Origin of the sequence: Desulfosporosinus cupriresistens (assembly GCF_001707885.1) — a bacterium.
Taxonomy (GTDB): domain Bacteria; phylum Bacillota; class Desulfitobacteriia; order Desulfitobacteriales; family Desulfitobacteriaceae; genus Desulfosporosinus.
The window spans coordinates 15,171-28,669 of record NZ_MASS01000055.1 but is presented as its reverse complement, the minus strand read 5'-3'; the positions used below and the strand labels follow the sequence as shown (position 1 = coordinate 28,669).

The following is a 13,499-nucleotide window of genomic DNA, read 5'->3' as shown; positions in this document are numbered from 1 at the left end:
GACAGGAGCTACGGGAGCTACAGGGGCTACAGGAGCCACCGGACCTACAGGAGCCACCGGAGAGACAGGAGCAACCGGAGCAGGAAGCACATTAGCTTCCATCCAATCCAGTAGTTCTTTAAGTCTTCCAATTACCACTCAAGTATCTGTTCTGTCTCTTGCTGTAACTACTACGACAGGGCAGACATTGAAATTAGATTCCATGGCAGAAGTAGAAATAACTACAACCGCAAGTGCCAACTTTCAATACACTATTGACTATGAACTATTCCTTGATGGATCATCAATTGCTACAGTAACAGTTGAAAAAGAAACCGACAGTCAAACGGCAACTTCACGTCTGTTTGGCGAAATTCCTAACTTGACATGGATTGATACTCCAGCTGCCGGATCTCACACCTACGAAATCCGAATTACAGTTACGGGTACAAACCTTACAAGTGCGGTTGCACTTACTAGAGCATTAAATGCCCTTGCCTTCGGATAATCATTACTAGAGAAGGTTTCAGCAAAGAGGAGCCCATTGAGGACTCTCTTTGCTGAAATATTGTTGAATATGCTCTTACTTTCAATATGTTGAATACCATAAGTAATGACCAAAATCATAATTATGAGGTGGAAGGAAAGATGGCTGATAAGTCCATAACCGTTAGTTTGTGTATGATTGTACGGAATGAGAAAGATACCATTGCGAGATGTCTCAATTCCGTCGAAGGTATCCCTGATGAAATAGTAATTGTTGATACGGGTTCAACGGATTGTACGAAAGAGATTGTCAAAGAATTTACTGACAAAATCTTTGATTTTAGTTGGATCGATGATTTTGCGGCTGCCCGTAATTTTGCTTTTAGTAAAGCGACTATGGATTACATCCTTTGGTTGGATGCAGATGATGTTTTTTCTGAGGCTGATCGTGAGCAGTTTGTGAAGCTAAAGCAGAATTTTGATCCCTTATTGGACGTTGTGAACATGCCCTATCTTTTGGCATTTGACCAGTTTGGCGCAGCCACTTTTAGCTTAAGAAGGAATCGTCTCGTTAAACGCAGTATGAACTTTCGTTGGATTGGAGCAGTACACGAATATTTGGAGGTTTACGGGCAGGTTCTAAATTCTGATGTCTGTGTAACACACAAAGGAACGGAAGGGGATGATTCTGACCGCAACCTTAAAATATATGAAAAGCGTAAAGCTAAAGGGGAGCCGTTTTCTCCACGGGATTTATATTACTATGCAAATGAATTGTTGGAACACCACTTTTATAATGAGGCCATTGAATCTTATCAGGAATTTTTAAATACTAAGCAGGGATGGGTTGAGGATAATATTTCTGCTTGCGGAAAAATGGCCGACTGTTACCAAAAATTAGAGAGCCCAGACAAGCAACTTGAATATATATTTAAGTCATTCATATATGCCACCCCAAGGGCTGAGTTTTGTTGTCGCTTAGGTTTTTATTTTCTGGGTGCAAAGCAATACGAACAAGGGGTTTTCTGGTACAAACTGGCCACTCAATTAGAAAAGCCTATTGATGGTTGGGGTCCAATCCTTGAAGCATGTTGGACATGGTTACCACATTTACAATTGTGTGTTTGCTATGATCGGCTAGGGAAATATGAGTTGGCGTATGAGCATAATGAAATCGCCAGAAAGTATCGACCGCAAAACAGTCAAGTCTTGTACAACAAGAATTATTTAGAGGGTATTTTAGGAAAAGCCGAAAAACTAGAGAAAGATATTGAACTGCCTAATATTTTAGAGGAAGAGGTTGAGTAATGTGGTTGTATTAAACTGGCATGAAGACTTTATCGTTCATCTGGCTAGTCTTGTCCGTCCCAAGGTTTACGTGGAGCTAGGATTATATCATTGTGCGCTTTTTAATCGAATAACTCCCTTTGCTGAACAATTAGTGGGGGTAGATATTAGTGCGGACGCCGGTAACTATATGCAACAATCCTCAAAAACTCGTTTTTTTAAGGGCACAACACAAGAATTCGCTAAGGAAGTAGAGGCTAACCCTCTAAAAATAGATATGTTATTCATTGATGCGGATCATTCTAAAGAGGCAGTGTTACAAGACTTCAAGGATTTCTTTCCATTTGTAGTTCCACACGGTCTCATTTTGTTGCATGATACCCATCCTGGGAATGAGCAAATGATACAACCAGAGTGGTGTGGTACTGCCTATCTGGCAGCAGATGAGTTGTTGAGGGAATCGGGATCATCGTACGAGCTGATGACGGTTCCGATTTCACCAGGTTTAACGATTTGCAGAAAACGTCAGGTTCAGTTGTCATGGCAGGAATAGGTAGGCGGCAAATATATTTATATACGATAAATTAGGTAATCAAAACCGACAAGGGTTCAATACTTGAAAAAGTGAGGGGGCGTTGCAAAACTACTACGAAGTAGTTAGCAACAGCCCTCTTTTTCTAATTAACCCCATAATAATTATGTCATCACAAAGTCTTCTTCTTTGATTTTCATTTTTATCCCTACCGACTTATTTTTAGGGGTCTGTTAGATATTATAACTATTTCATAATCCATAATTTTCATGTCCCCCATGAACATAATTTTGTTTTTGATTAAAGTGTATGTAATTACTTACTAAATGAGTGCTAAATCGTATTGTGATGGGGTTGAGCTACTAACGAAAAGCGTAGGCTAGAAAACCCCTTTATGCGGTAAAAGGGGTTTCTAGCCTTTTTATATTTAAGAAGGAGCAAAGCAGCTTAAAGGCTCATCAAAAATGCTTCTACCTGATCTGCGGTACGTTGCCAAGACCAGGTTTGAGCAAAAAGATGGCCTGAAGAGGCTAGTCGCTGACGGTCGGTATTCTGTGTCAATAGGCTATAGATTGCTATGCTTAGCAGATCAATGTCACTAGGGGGAACTAACAAACAGTTTTCACCGTTCCGAACGTAATCACGATTTCCCCCACAATCAGTGGTCACTACAGCCGTACCACAAGCCATCGCTTCAAGGGGAGGTAGGCCAAACGCTTCAAAGTATGAGGTGTAAACAAAGAGGTCAGCTTCGGCATAGAGCCGGGCGAGCTCCTGATCCTTGGTTGATGTCATAAGCCGACAAGGCACAGGACTTGTAAAAAGGGCGTTTTCTGGCATCGAAACGGTCAGCTCAAAATTGACCGTATCCTTTAAACGGTTTAGAGCTTTTAAAAAGTCTGAACCACCTTTCCAGGTGTATCCAGAAGCAGGGTCGCGCATGATGTAAAAAATATTTTTAATCTCTGTTTGTTCAGATCGTTTAGGATAAGGATGAAAAACCGAAGTATCTACTCCACCGGAGATGACCCTGCTATCTAGACCTGTTTCTTGACGTAGGAGTTGTCGGTGCCATTGAGATATTGACATGATTGGGGCACCGATCAGATAAGTCTTCTTGGCGGTTTCTGAATCGGGGACCCAGAGTGGTTCATACCCAAGACTGAGGCGTACGACTCGACCTTTTTGAGATTCCCAGGCTGGCTTAACTGTTAGATAAAAATTAGGAAGTATGAAATCAGCTGAAGGAATAGAGGAAGCAGTTAGTTCTTTCACTCGTCTTAGCTTAGTGCGCAATGGCCAGACTTGGAGTCCTTTGTCAGGCATAACGACTTCAACATCATGTCCTTTGTCGAAAAGGGCATTAGCTAGATGATAAATAAAACGGGCTCCTCCACCCATTTCTAAACTAAGGACAGGAAACACAATCTTCATGGTTTGTCCTCCCTTTTGTTTTACGGTACTACATATTATGCTTTCTGATAGGGCATTTGTGCTTCAGAAGGCACTTAAACAGAAATTTTGCATAACATATAAATAAATTAACATTGGAAGGATGTTCAGCCAGTGACAGTTAATGTTCTAAATCATAAAGACTTCCTATCTACGGTTAATGGACTCCTGGCAGATTCCAGTACTGTCCTAGATGTTGGTTGCGGTGTAGGCTCTACCCTTAAAGAAATTCGTTGCCCTATAAAAATTGGTGTTGATGCTCATCGACCATACTTAGAGAATGCTAAGTATGGTGAGCGGTTTATCAAACTCAATTTCACTGCAGAGCGTATAAGCGAGCTATTCCTGCCGAATTCCCTTGATAGCGTAACGTTGATTGATGTCATTGAGCATCTTGAAAAAGGGGTTGCCTTGGACGTTCTGCGTCAAGTAGAGGCGATTGCTGTCAAAAAAGTAATAGTATTTACTCCCAGGGGGTTTTTTAAACAGTTAGACATTGATCATTACGGCTTGGGAGGAGAAAGCTATCAACGCCATCGATCAGGGTGGGAGGTAGATGATTTTCAAAATATAGGTTACAATGTTTCTGTTTTTAGTAAGTTTCATGATCAGAGGAATAAAGCCTTTCTGCAGGTCTATGGTAATGAGGCCGAGCCTATCGACGCTTTATTGGCTTGGAAGGATTGTGGGTTTTAGGTGCGAGCTAATTGGTAAAGTAAGGCTTCTAATTTATCGGCCGAGTGCCGCCAGGTCCAAGACTGGACAAAATGTAAGCCAGTTTGAGCAAGCTGATGCCGTTCCTTTTCCTGAGTAAATAGACGATTTAGTGCTAAGGTGAGTTGTTTGATATCACTAGGGGGAACCAGTAAGCAGTTCTCACCGTCTCTTGCATAATCGCGGTTACCACCGTTATCTGTAGTTACGACTGCTGTACCGCAGGCCATGGCTTCTAATAGTGGCATGGAAAAAGATTCGAAATAGGAGGTTGACACAAAAATGTCTGCCTCGGCATAAAATTTGGCCATCTCAATGTCAGAGGTGGCTTTTAGTATCTCATAAGGAAGGGGTGCTTGGTAACATGCTCCCTCTGGAGCGACAACCTGAATGTTAAAATTAGGAACTACCTGAGCTAGTTGTCGACAGGCTTCCCAAAAGTCTTCGCTGCCTTTCCAAGTATAGCCATGTTCTTTCGAACGGAGGATATAGGCGATATTAAGACGTCCAGTGGAAAGGGATTTCTTGGGGAAGGGACGAAAAACCGTGGAGTCAACACCCCCAGGTATTACTGTGCTATCGCGACCAGTACCTTGTAAAATTAATTGACGATGCCATTGAGATAAGGAAATGATCGGCGCATCTATAAGGTAAGAAGCAAGAGCTTTTTCTGTTTCATTCACCCATAAAGGCTCATAACCAAGGCTAAGTCGAACGACTCGGCCTTTTTTAGATTCCAAAGCCGGAAAAACAGTTGGATAGAAATTTGGAAGAATAAAATCTGCAGGCGGTATTGTATTTGAGGTGAGTTCTTTAACCCGGGTAATTTGTGCCCGCAGTGGCCAAGCCACAGCAGCCTTTTCGGGTATTACAATTTCGACGTTGTGTCCTTTATCCACTAGTTCATTGGCTAACTGATAAATAAAGCGTGTCCCTCCGGTTTCCAAACTTAGTACAGGAATAACTAGTTTCATGAATATTACCATTCCTTTCGTTGAGTTCAATTACAAGATATATGAATCATGAAATAAGTTGTCTTTCCAGTATATGTACACGCCACTAAAGTGGTAATAATGCTGTAGTTTCGCGATTAGGTTTATTATTTCAACAAGAAAAATATTACGGTTGTATCAATAATAGGTGGACTGCCATAACTTATAATGACGAGATTGGGGGAGGATGAATCCAATAATGAAAATATGTGTAGTTGGTTTGGGTAATATCGGCTTTAATCTTTTCACTCACCTTTGCAATGAATATCCAGGAGAAATCATTGGGGTGGATATAAATGAGAGTAGGATCAAAGAATTACGCACCCAGGGTTATCGAGTGACCTCTGATTATCGGGCATTAACTGGAATTGATGTTTGGCTAATGGCTCCCTCTACTGGTAATCAAGGTCAAAACTTATTTGCGGCCTTAGAAAAAATGATAATCTGCCCTGGATCTTTGATTTCCATTGAATCTACTTTGCCTCCGGGAACCATGAGTCGCGTGCGTGAATTTTTAGAGGGAAAAGGGTTTAGTTTAGGAACAGATCTTTTCTTAATCCATGTTCCCCATCGAGTAATGTTTGGTGTTGACAAAACCGTTTGTGATACCCCACGAGTGATGGGAGCTTTTACAAGAGCTTGCCTAGAAAAAGGACGTCAGTTCTATGATCCGTTGGTCCCTCTTCTAGTTGAAGTTTCCGATGTCAGGGTGGCGGAGTTGTCTAAGGTAGTTGAGAATGTAAAGCGCTATGTTGATATAGCCTTTGCTCAGGAAATTTACGGCTATTGTGTCGATCAAGGAATGGATTATGACGATCTGAGACTAGCCGTTAATAGTAAAAATAACGTCGAACTTTTAGCTACTGACTGGGGTATTGGTGGAGAGTGTCTGCCTAAGGACATGAATTTCTTACGAACTGTTTGTAACTCGATTTTATTGGAGGGGGCAGAACAGGCGGATAGGCACTATAGAGATAGAATTGTGAACCAGGTCGGTAGTGGCAAGCAGGTCTTAGTCAGAGGTTTAAGCTATAAAACTGGTGTTAAGGATCTTAAGCATAGCAGAGGGGTTGACTTGGTTAAGGCCTTAAAAGAGGCCGGAAATACTGTCTGGGTGGAAGATCCCTTATTTACCTCAGATGAGCTTAGTGGAGCAGGATTCAGCCCCAATGATGCGGTTGATCAAAGGATAGTTAAACAGGCTAAGGAAATAGAAAGTGTAGTGTTAGATCGACAAAAGGCCTTAAACAATCAATAAATAATTAGTGAAAAAAGGAGCAGATATAAATGGCCAAAATGTTAGTAATAGGCAGTAAGGGCACTTTAGGTTTGCGATTAGTAGAAGTACTTCAGATTCGAGGACATGAGGTTTGGGAAGTTGATTTGCAACACCATCTTGGAGAAAAATATATTCGGGCAGATATTTCGGAATATCGCCAGTTGGAACGCGTATTTGAGCAAAACTATGACTGTGTCTATCTTTTAGCGGCAGAATTTGGTCGCATTAATGGAGAACATTATTATGATACGCTTTGGAAGACCAATGTAATTGGGACACGTAACATCTTAGAATGGCAATTGAAAAAAGGCTTTAAGTTGATATTTACAAGCTCCTCTGAAATTTACGGGGAAGCGGCTGAGCCCATTTTGACAGAGGATTTACCCCTTAAAAAAACCATTATTCAGCATAATGACTATGCCTTAACGAAATGGGCCAATGAAGTTCAAATTTTAAATTTCGAAAAGAAATACCAATCCCCCATTGTTAGATTGCGTTTATTTAATGCCTACGGTCCGGGAGAATATTATCATTCTTACCGAAGTGTAGTTTGCCTTTTTGTCTACAGAGCGCTGATGGGGATTCCGTATGATGTTTTTGAAGGATACCACCGTGTCTTTATGTATGTTGATGACTTAATTCCCACAATAGCTAACGTTTTCAGTAATTTTAAACCGGGAGAAGTCTATAACCTTGGTGGAACGGAATACCGTAGCGTCAAAGATCTAAGTGATCTAATCCTCAAATGTACAGAAGGCGACCCCAAACTAGTCAACTATCTTCCAGAAGACAAGCACAATACTGTTAGCAAACGACCGGATATTAGCAAAGCGAAAGCGGATCTTGGACATGAACCTAAGGTGACATTAGAAGAAGGATTGCCTTTAACTGTGGAGTGGATGAAGAAGATTTACCAGGAGGGTCATTAATGTTGACACCTAAAGTTAGTATAGTCATCCCCACGTACAATCATGCCCGGTATCTCCCCCATGCCCTTAACAGTATTATTAATCAGAGCTATGCAAATATTGAGGTCCTTGTGATTGATGATGGTTCCACTGACGGAACAGCTGAACTAGTGAAGCCTTATGGCTCAATGATTGACTATGTTTATAAGCAAAATGGGGGAACACCTAGTGCTTTAAATCTGGGGCTTTCTCTAGCAACTGGTAAGTATATCTGCTGGTTAAGTGCTGATGATACTTTAATAGGAGAAAAAGTGTCAAAACAGGTTGGACTCATGGAATGCGATTCGAGTTTGGGTTTTAGCTACACCAGCTTTATAGTAATTGATGCCAATGGCAACAAGCAATATGATGTGAATTCCGCTTATTTCACCGATAAGCAGGAAATGGTAACTAAGCTCATGGAGGGTTGTTTTATTAACGGATCTTCTGTGATGATGAGAAAGTCTGCTTTAAAGCTAATAGGCAATTTTGATGAAAATCTGCCACAAGCCCATGATTATGACTTGTGGTTCCGTTTCCTGCGTCATTTTAATTGCGGATTTTTGGCAGAACACTTGTTAGCTTATCGTTGGCACGGTGAAAATATGAGTCAAAACCCAGACGAAGCATGTTCCGTGATCGTTAGAGAGAGAGCTAAACAGCTTTTTCCCGAATGGTTAAATTAGTGATTTTCACTCAAGCAGAGACTTCTTCTGTATAGAAGTCTCTGCTTGAGTAACAGAGGAAAGGAGAAGAGCTATGTCTTTATTAATAACCGGATTAATCAGAAATACTGAAGTTCTCGGTGTAAGACCAAGTTCAACACTCTTTGTAAGAATTGCAAATGATGACATGGTAAGTTCTTTTGTACAAATACGAGGATTCTATTTAACAGGAACGACAAACACAGAGTACGTTTTCGATGTCGTAACCTTGGCACCTGGAGGTGTATCTAATAACAGCTATTACGCACAGTTTGATGCTTTTGAGTTTAAGTTTATAACCAGTTCTGATGCGGTCGAAATATCCGCTTGGGGGAGGGATGACTCTGGTGCTTTGAGCGTAGTTTATCAGGTGCATCCGGTAGAGCTCAACCTATTTGGTAGCATGGAGGGGGTGGCGGGAGCGGATGGATCAACGATTTCTTCGGCTGTTAAACGGATTTACATTGCCAATTCTAGAAGCAACAATGTTTCGATCATTGACGCAGAGTCCAAGGTTCCCATAGGAACCGTTAAAGTTGGATCAAGACCATTCGGGGTAGGTGTGAATCCAATAACGAACCGAGTTTACGTTACTAACCAAGGTAGCGACAATGTCTCAGTTATTGACGGGTTTTCTAATGTCGTTATAGCGACGATTAAAGTAGGTCTCTCACCAGAAAGTGTAGATGTAGATCCGAAAACAAACAAGATTTATATTACAAACGCTATCAGTAACAACATCTCAGTAATCAATGGAAGTACAAATACAGTTATAGCCACTCTTACGAAGGAAGTAGCAAATGAATGAGCTTTCATCGGATCGATTGAACCCTACTTCAGTCAATCGAATTTACTTTTATAATTGTCTTGTGACCGAGTTAACAATGCGACGAACCATTAGACTAAACTCAAACCATTTGCATGTCACATGTGGTGGCCTACAATGCTGCTCGGTCTTTGAACTTATCGAGTAACGTTCCAAAATATCTTAGATATTTTGGAACCCATCAAGGAACTAATGAATAAGAAATGACAAACGAAAATATGAGCCTCAAGTATTCAGCTCATATTAAATATATGGAGTGATCAAGATGTTGCAATTAACCACAGGATTGATCGAAAATAAACTTTCCCCTGCGATTGACATGACACCGACGTGTGTTGTGCCTATTAAATTGCTCTCCATTCCTAATAGACCCAGCGTTACTTTAGGAGTTAGGATCTCAAATAGTGATACTACCGCCGTAAGTATTGAAGTTAAAGGCTTTTACATGAACGGGACGACTAAGGAAGAATATATTTCGGATACGTTTTACATTGATGCTGATAATTTCGTTTTACGCCAATATTATGCTCAATATGATGTTTTTGAGTTTCAGTTTGTTTCAAATTCACAAGCTGTAGGAGTATCTGTTTGGGGCATAAACTCTGCTGGGAAATCAGTCACTACCTATAGTGTACTGCCACTGGGAATTAATGGTTTTACTGAAAACGCAAGGGCAAGTTGTTCCACTGAAGTGATAGGAGCTACGGGATCAATAGTAATTAACAGTGCTACAGTATCCCAAGGAGTAACTAGAATATCAAGATCTAATGGAGATCTAGGAGTCAAAAAGGAACTAGAAGTCAAGGAAGAGCAAGAAGTCAAGGAAGAGCTAGAAATCAAGAGAAGGATAGAGGTCAAGAAAGAGTCAGCAGACAAAGGAGAGCTAGGAGATAAGGGGGAGCTAGGAGACAAAGGAGAGCTAGGAGATAAGGGGGAGCTAGGAGACAAAGGAGAGCTAGGAGATAAGGGGGAGCTAGGAGACAAAGGAGAGCTAGGAGATAAGGGGGAGCTAGGAGACAAAGGAAAGCTAGGAGATAAGGGGGAGCTAGGAGACAAAGGAGAGCTAGGAGATAAGGGGGAGCTAGGAGACAAAGGAGAGCTAGGAGATAAGGGGGAGCTAGGAGACAAAGGGGAGCCGGGAGACAAAGGAGAGACGGGAGACAAAGGGGAGCCGGGAGACAAAGGAGAGACGGGAGACAAAGGGGAGCCGGGAGACAAAGGAGGGATGGGAGACAAAGGGGAGCCGGGAGACAAAGGGGAGCCGGGAGACAAAGGGGAGCCGGGAGATAAAGGGGAGCCGGGAGACAAAGGGGAACCGGGAGACAAAGGGGAGCTAGGAGATAAAGGAGAGACCGGAGATAAAGGAGAGCCGGGAGACAAAGGGGAGCCGGGAGACAAAGGGGAACCAGGAGCAATAGGACCAACCGGACCAGCAGGCCCAGATGGTTTAGGATTTCCACTTATATCACCAAAAAGTTCGCGGATGGTTTATGTAAATAAGGGCGGTAGTGATGTCACTGGAGAGGGAACACTTAACAATCCTTTTGCAACAATACCTAAGGCTATGATGTCAATTGTCGATGCCACTCCGACTAAACGTTATTCTATTATGGTAGGACCAGGAAACTATATTGAGAGCTTTAGTTTAAAAGCTAATGTAATAATTATTGGCGTCGATCCAATCCTAGTTCGTATTGGTTCAGGAAAAAGCTTTATCGATATTAATGATCCATCATGGTCAGTAAGTGGAGACAATAAGTCAGGTTTTAAAAAAGTTGCATTGGCTGCTTCCACTTTAGCACTTGATTATGCTACTCACTTTAACGCAGTGAATGAATTGTATTTTGATAACGTGCGACGCAAATAACGTCAAACGGCGTTACTCACAATTCAGTTTTTAGAAGGGAATTCCTAAGATGAAGATAATGACCATATTGGGTACACGCCCGGAAATTATTCGGTTAAGTCGGATCATCCCTATCTTAGATGACCTTTGTGATCATATCTTAGTGCATACCGGTCAAAATTATGATCAGAAGTTAAGCGATATATTTTTTACAGATTTAACATTGCGGTCGCCTGATTATTTGCTTGATTGTCGGTCTCCTACTTTAATGGGTCAAATTGGTGAGATACTCCGTGCATGCGAGCAGGTGATGCTCAAGGAAAAGCCTGATCGATTACTAATTTTAGGAGATACCAATAGTGCCTTGGCAGCAATGGTCGCTAAACGGCTAAGGATTCCGGTTTACCATATGGAGGCGGGTAATCGTTGTTATGATGACCGAGTGCCTGAGGAGATCAACCGCCGGGTTATCGATCATTGCAGTGATATTTTATTGCCTTACACCGAACGAAGTCGCGCCAATTTGCTTAGGGAAGGAATTGATGGGGAACGTATTTACGTTACAGGTAATCCGATTGGGGAAGTCCTCAGTTATTACACCGATAAGATTGAACAAAGTCAAGCCCTGCAGATGAGAGGAGTTGCAGCCAATAGTTATTTCTTAGTGACCTTGCACCGGGCTGAAAATGTTGACGATGAGAGACGTCTGGCCAAATTCATCACTGCCTTGCATAAGCTATCAGGTGAATACAAGATGCCACTCATTTGTAGTCTCCATCCCCGCACTCGTTCTCAGTTGGAAAAGCAAAGCAAGACTTTAGCGGGAACCGGTATTCAGGTTGTAGAACCTCTAGGACTGTTTGATTTTGCGTTCCTGGAAAAAAATGCGTACTGTGTTTTGAGTGATAGTGGAACCGTTCAGGAGGAGTGTAGTCTGTTTAAAATACCAAATGTAACGTTACGGGATGTGACCGAACGCCCTGAAACCTTAGAGTCGGGGAGTAACCTAATTGCTGGTTGTGAACCGGAAGCCATATCGCGGGCCGTAAAAACAGTTTTAAGTCAAGGGTGGGATTGGGAGCCTCCGCCGGAGTATCTGGTGCCAAATGTTAGTCGGAAAGTCGTAAAAATCCTTCTAAATGGAGTTGTTGGGTGAACAATGTATAGGTAATATTAGGGATGATCTGATATATCATCTCTGAAATAGGTAAAAGAACGAGGTCGAGCACTAATTTCGACCCCGTTCTTCTTCTGTTTTAATTTACTTGTATAGAAAGAACCAGTTGCCTAAATTCAAGAAGATCCTTCAGGTTCTTCTCGAAAAAAACCTTTTACCGATGAACCAAAAAGAATTAATGTATGGGGATGTAATGCGCACACATAGTCTACACGGTCGATAATTCAGTTGGTATGGATATATGTTGTTCCTTCGGGATGAGGGAGCTTTCGTTATCAATAAGTGAAAAAGAAAAAAAGGACCTCCTATGGAGGTCCCTAAAAGTAATTGCTATTCCTGTAAGAATTCTTGAACGTAAAGATCCCCATAGGCGCTTCCATAGGCAATCCCTACACCAACATGCGTGAACCGAGGATCCAAGATGTTTGCTCTGTGGCCAGGGCTAAGCATCAAGGCGGCCATTGAACTCGCAACGGACTTATTGGCAGAAATATTTTCCCCAGCCCAGCCTACCGTAAGTCCTACTTGTTGCATCATTGCCCAGGGACTACCGTAGGTTGGAGAGGTGTGGTCGAAGTAATTGTTTGCCTTCAAGTCGTTGGCCTTCGCTCGTCCAACTGAGGCCAGGCGAAGGTCCAATTTAACAGGGCTTAGACCTGCAGCGAGGCGTTCTTGATTAATCATATCTACCATGAGTTGCTCATCGGCAGTTATGGATGTAACAGAGGGAATGACAGGGAGTGTTGGAGTAGTTGGAGCGGCAGTGGTTGGAGAAGCAGTTGGTGTAGGAGTTGTAGTTGTAGTTGTAGGTGAGGTAGGTGTAGTGGTCGGTGAAGTAACAGTGGTGGGGGTAGCAGGAGTAACTATTATAGGGATGGAAGTGGGTTGATTAAGAATATTTTTCAGTGAGACAACATTTCCACTGTTGGATTGCCCTATCTTGAGCGATTGGGTCGAGGAGGGTGTTGGGTTTTGAACATACGTTGAGGTTAGCGTTGATGTTACCGTAGGGTGGCTCCCTTGAGCAGGAACAGGAGTTGCAGTTGGAGCTGAAGCTGGAGTCGGAGTCGGATTCGGCGTTTGTTGCGTTGTTACAGGAGTATAAGACCTAAGGCTAACAACAGAACCTGTTAAGGTTCTAGGAGCGCCTATGTTAATGGCGGCTTGTACCGGTAAGGCGATTGCTGTCAGAAGAATACCAATTTGAATTCCGATTACATACTTTAACTTGGATGTCTTTTTCATGAACGAATCCTCCTTTTAATGTAAGACTTGTAC

General features: G+C 42.2%; 12 protein-coding genes and 1 pseudogene. 10 read left to right on the top strand and 3 right to left on the bottom strand.

Annotation, left to right across the window (positions count from 1 at the left end; genetic code table 11):
* From DSBG_RS17555 to DSBG_RS17545, 3 genes and pseudogenes are all read left to right on the top strand, one after another.
* Nucleotides 1-487, top strand: a pseudogene (locus DSBG_RS17555) (DNRLRE domain-containing protein); the annotation flags it as partial.
* A gap of 140 nt (nt 488-627) precedes the next feature.
* Complete coding sequence (locus DSBG_RS17550; protein WP_068965674.1) at nt 628-1,773, top strand: tetratricopeptide repeat-containing glycosyltransferase family 2 protein; 1,146 nt, start codon at nt 628-630, stop codon at nt 1,771-1,773.
* 1 nt (nt 1,774) lies between these two features.
* Complete coding sequence (locus DSBG_RS17545; protein ID WP_068965672.1) at nt 1,775-2,305, top strand: class I SAM-dependent methyltransferase; 531 nt, start codon at nt 1,775-1,777, stop codon at nt 2,303-2,305.
* Nucleotides 2,306-2,731: 426 nt separating this feature from the next.
* Here the strand turns inward: DSBG_RS17545 and DSBG_RS17540 are convergent, their stop codons facing one another.
* Nucleotides 2,732-3,718, bottom strand: a complete 987-nt coding sequence (locus tag DSBG_RS17540; protein ID WP_068965670.1) for a glycosyltransferase family 4 protein — start codon at nt 3,716-3,718, stop codon at nt 2,732-2,734.
* Between the two features lie 132 nt (nt 3,719-3,850).
* Here DSBG_RS17540 and DSBG_RS17535 point away from each other — a divergent pair, with 132 nt between their 5' ends.
* The gene (locus DSBG_RS17535) at nt 3,851-4,432 is read left to right on the top strand and encodes a class I SAM-dependent methyltransferase (protein WP_068965668.1); all 582 of its coding nucleotides are present in this window, start codon (nt 3,851-3,853) and stop codon (nt 4,430-4,432) included.
* Here DSBG_RS17535 and DSBG_RS17530 read toward each other — a convergent pair.
* Nucleotides 4,429-5,424 (bottom strand): glycosyltransferase family 4 protein, encoded by a 996-nt coding sequence (locus DSBG_RS17530; protein WP_068965666.1) that lies wholly within the window; start codon nt 5,422-5,424, stop codon nt 4,429-4,431. The two genes, DSBG_RS17535 and DSBG_RS17530, sit on opposite strands and share 4 nt — an antisense overlap.
* A gap of 217 nt (nt 5,425-5,641) precedes the next feature.
* On the opposite strand from DSBG_RS17530, the gene DSBG_RS17525 reads away from it, so the two are divergent.
* The 6 genes from DSBG_RS17525 to wecB all read left to right on the top strand — a co-directional run bounded on the left by DSBG_RS17525 (nt 5,642) and on the right by wecB (nt 12,200).
* Complete coding sequence (locus tag DSBG_RS17525) at nt 5,642-6,700, top strand: NAD-binding protein (protein ID WP_068965664.1); 1,059 nt, start codon at nt 5,642-5,644, stop codon at nt 6,698-6,700.
* 29 nt (nt 6,701-6,729) lie between these two features.
* A complete protein-coding gene (locus DSBG_RS17520; RefSeq protein ID WP_068965662.1) occupies nt 6,730-7,650 on the top strand; it encodes an NAD-dependent epimerase/dehydratase family protein in 921 nt (306 codons plus the stop codon).
* A complete protein-coding gene (locus DSBG_RS17515; RefSeq protein WP_068965660.1) occupies nt 7,650-8,354 on the top strand; it encodes a glycosyltransferase in 705 nt (234 codons plus the stop codon). The genes DSBG_RS17520 and DSBG_RS17515 overlap by 1 nt, the downstream gene beginning before the upstream one ends.
* Before the next feature lie 73 nt (nt 8,355-8,427).
* Nucleotides 8,428-9,180 (top strand): YncE family protein, encoded by a 753-nt coding sequence (locus DSBG_RS17510; protein ID WP_068965658.1) that lies wholly within the window; start codon nt 8,428-8,430, stop codon nt 9,178-9,180.
* 283 nt (nt 9,181-9,463) lie between these two features.
* The gene (locus DSBG_RS17505) at nt 9,464-11,065 is read left to right on the top strand and encodes a collagen-like domain-containing protein (protein ID WP_068965656.1); all 1,602 of its coding nucleotides are present in this window, start codon (nt 9,464-9,466) and stop codon (nt 11,063-11,065) included.
* 49 nt (nt 11,066-11,114) lie between these two features.
* Nucleotides 11,115-12,200, top strand: coding sequence for a non-hydrolyzing UDP-N-acetylglucosamine 2-epimerase (wecB, locus tag DSBG_RS17500; protein ID WP_068965654.1), 1,086 nt, complete (start codon nt 11,115-11,117; stop codon nt 12,198-12,200).
* 351 nt (nt 12,201-12,551) lie between these two features.
* Here the strand turns inward: wecB and DSBG_RS17495 are convergent, their stop codons facing one another.
* The gene (locus DSBG_RS17495) at nt 12,552-13,466 is read right to left on the bottom strand and encodes a CAP domain-containing protein (protein ID WP_068965652.1); all 915 of its coding nucleotides are present in this window, start codon (nt 13,464-13,466) and stop codon (nt 12,552-12,554) included.
* Nucleotides 13,467-13,499 lie beyond the last annotated feature (33 nt).

Coding starts and splice junctions, on each gene's coding strand:
- DSBG_RS17550 (WP_068965674.1), top strand. CDS start 628: ATGGCTGATAAGTCCATAACCGTTAGTTTGTGTATGATTGTACGGAAT.
- DSBG_RS17540 (WP_068965670.1), bottom strand. CDS start 3,718: ATGAAGATTGTGTTTCCTGTCCTTAGTTTAGAAATGGGTGGAGGAGCC.
- DSBG_RS17530 (WP_068965666.1), bottom strand. CDS start 5,424: ATGAAACTAGTTATTCCTGTACTAAGTTTGGAAACCGGAGGGACACGC.
- DSBG_RS17525 (WP_068965664.1), top strand. CDS start 5,642: ATGAAAATATGTGTAGTTGGTTTGGGTAATATCGGCTTTAATCTTTTC.
- DSBG_RS17520 (WP_068965662.1), top strand. CDS start 6,730: ATGGCCAAAATGTTAGTAATAGGCAGTAAGGGCACTTTAGGTTTGCGA.
- DSBG_RS17515 (WP_068965660.1), top strand. CDS start 7,650: ATGTTGACACCTAAAGTTAGTATAGTCATCCCCACGTACAATCATGCC.
- DSBG_RS17510 (WP_068965658.1), top strand. CDS start 8,428: ATGTCTTTATTAATAACCGGATTAATCAGAAATACTGAAGTTCTCGGT.
- DSBG_RS17505 (WP_068965656.1), top strand. CDS start 9,464: ATGTTGCAATTAACCACAGGATTGATCGAAAATAAACTTTCCCCTGCG.
- wecB (WP_068965654.1), top strand. CDS start 11,115: ATGAAGATAATGACCATATTGGGTACACGCCCGGAAATTATTCGGTTA.
- DSBG_RS17495 (WP_068965652.1), bottom strand. CDS start 13,466: ATGAAAAAGACATCCAAGTTAAAGTATGTAATCGGAATTCAAATTGGT.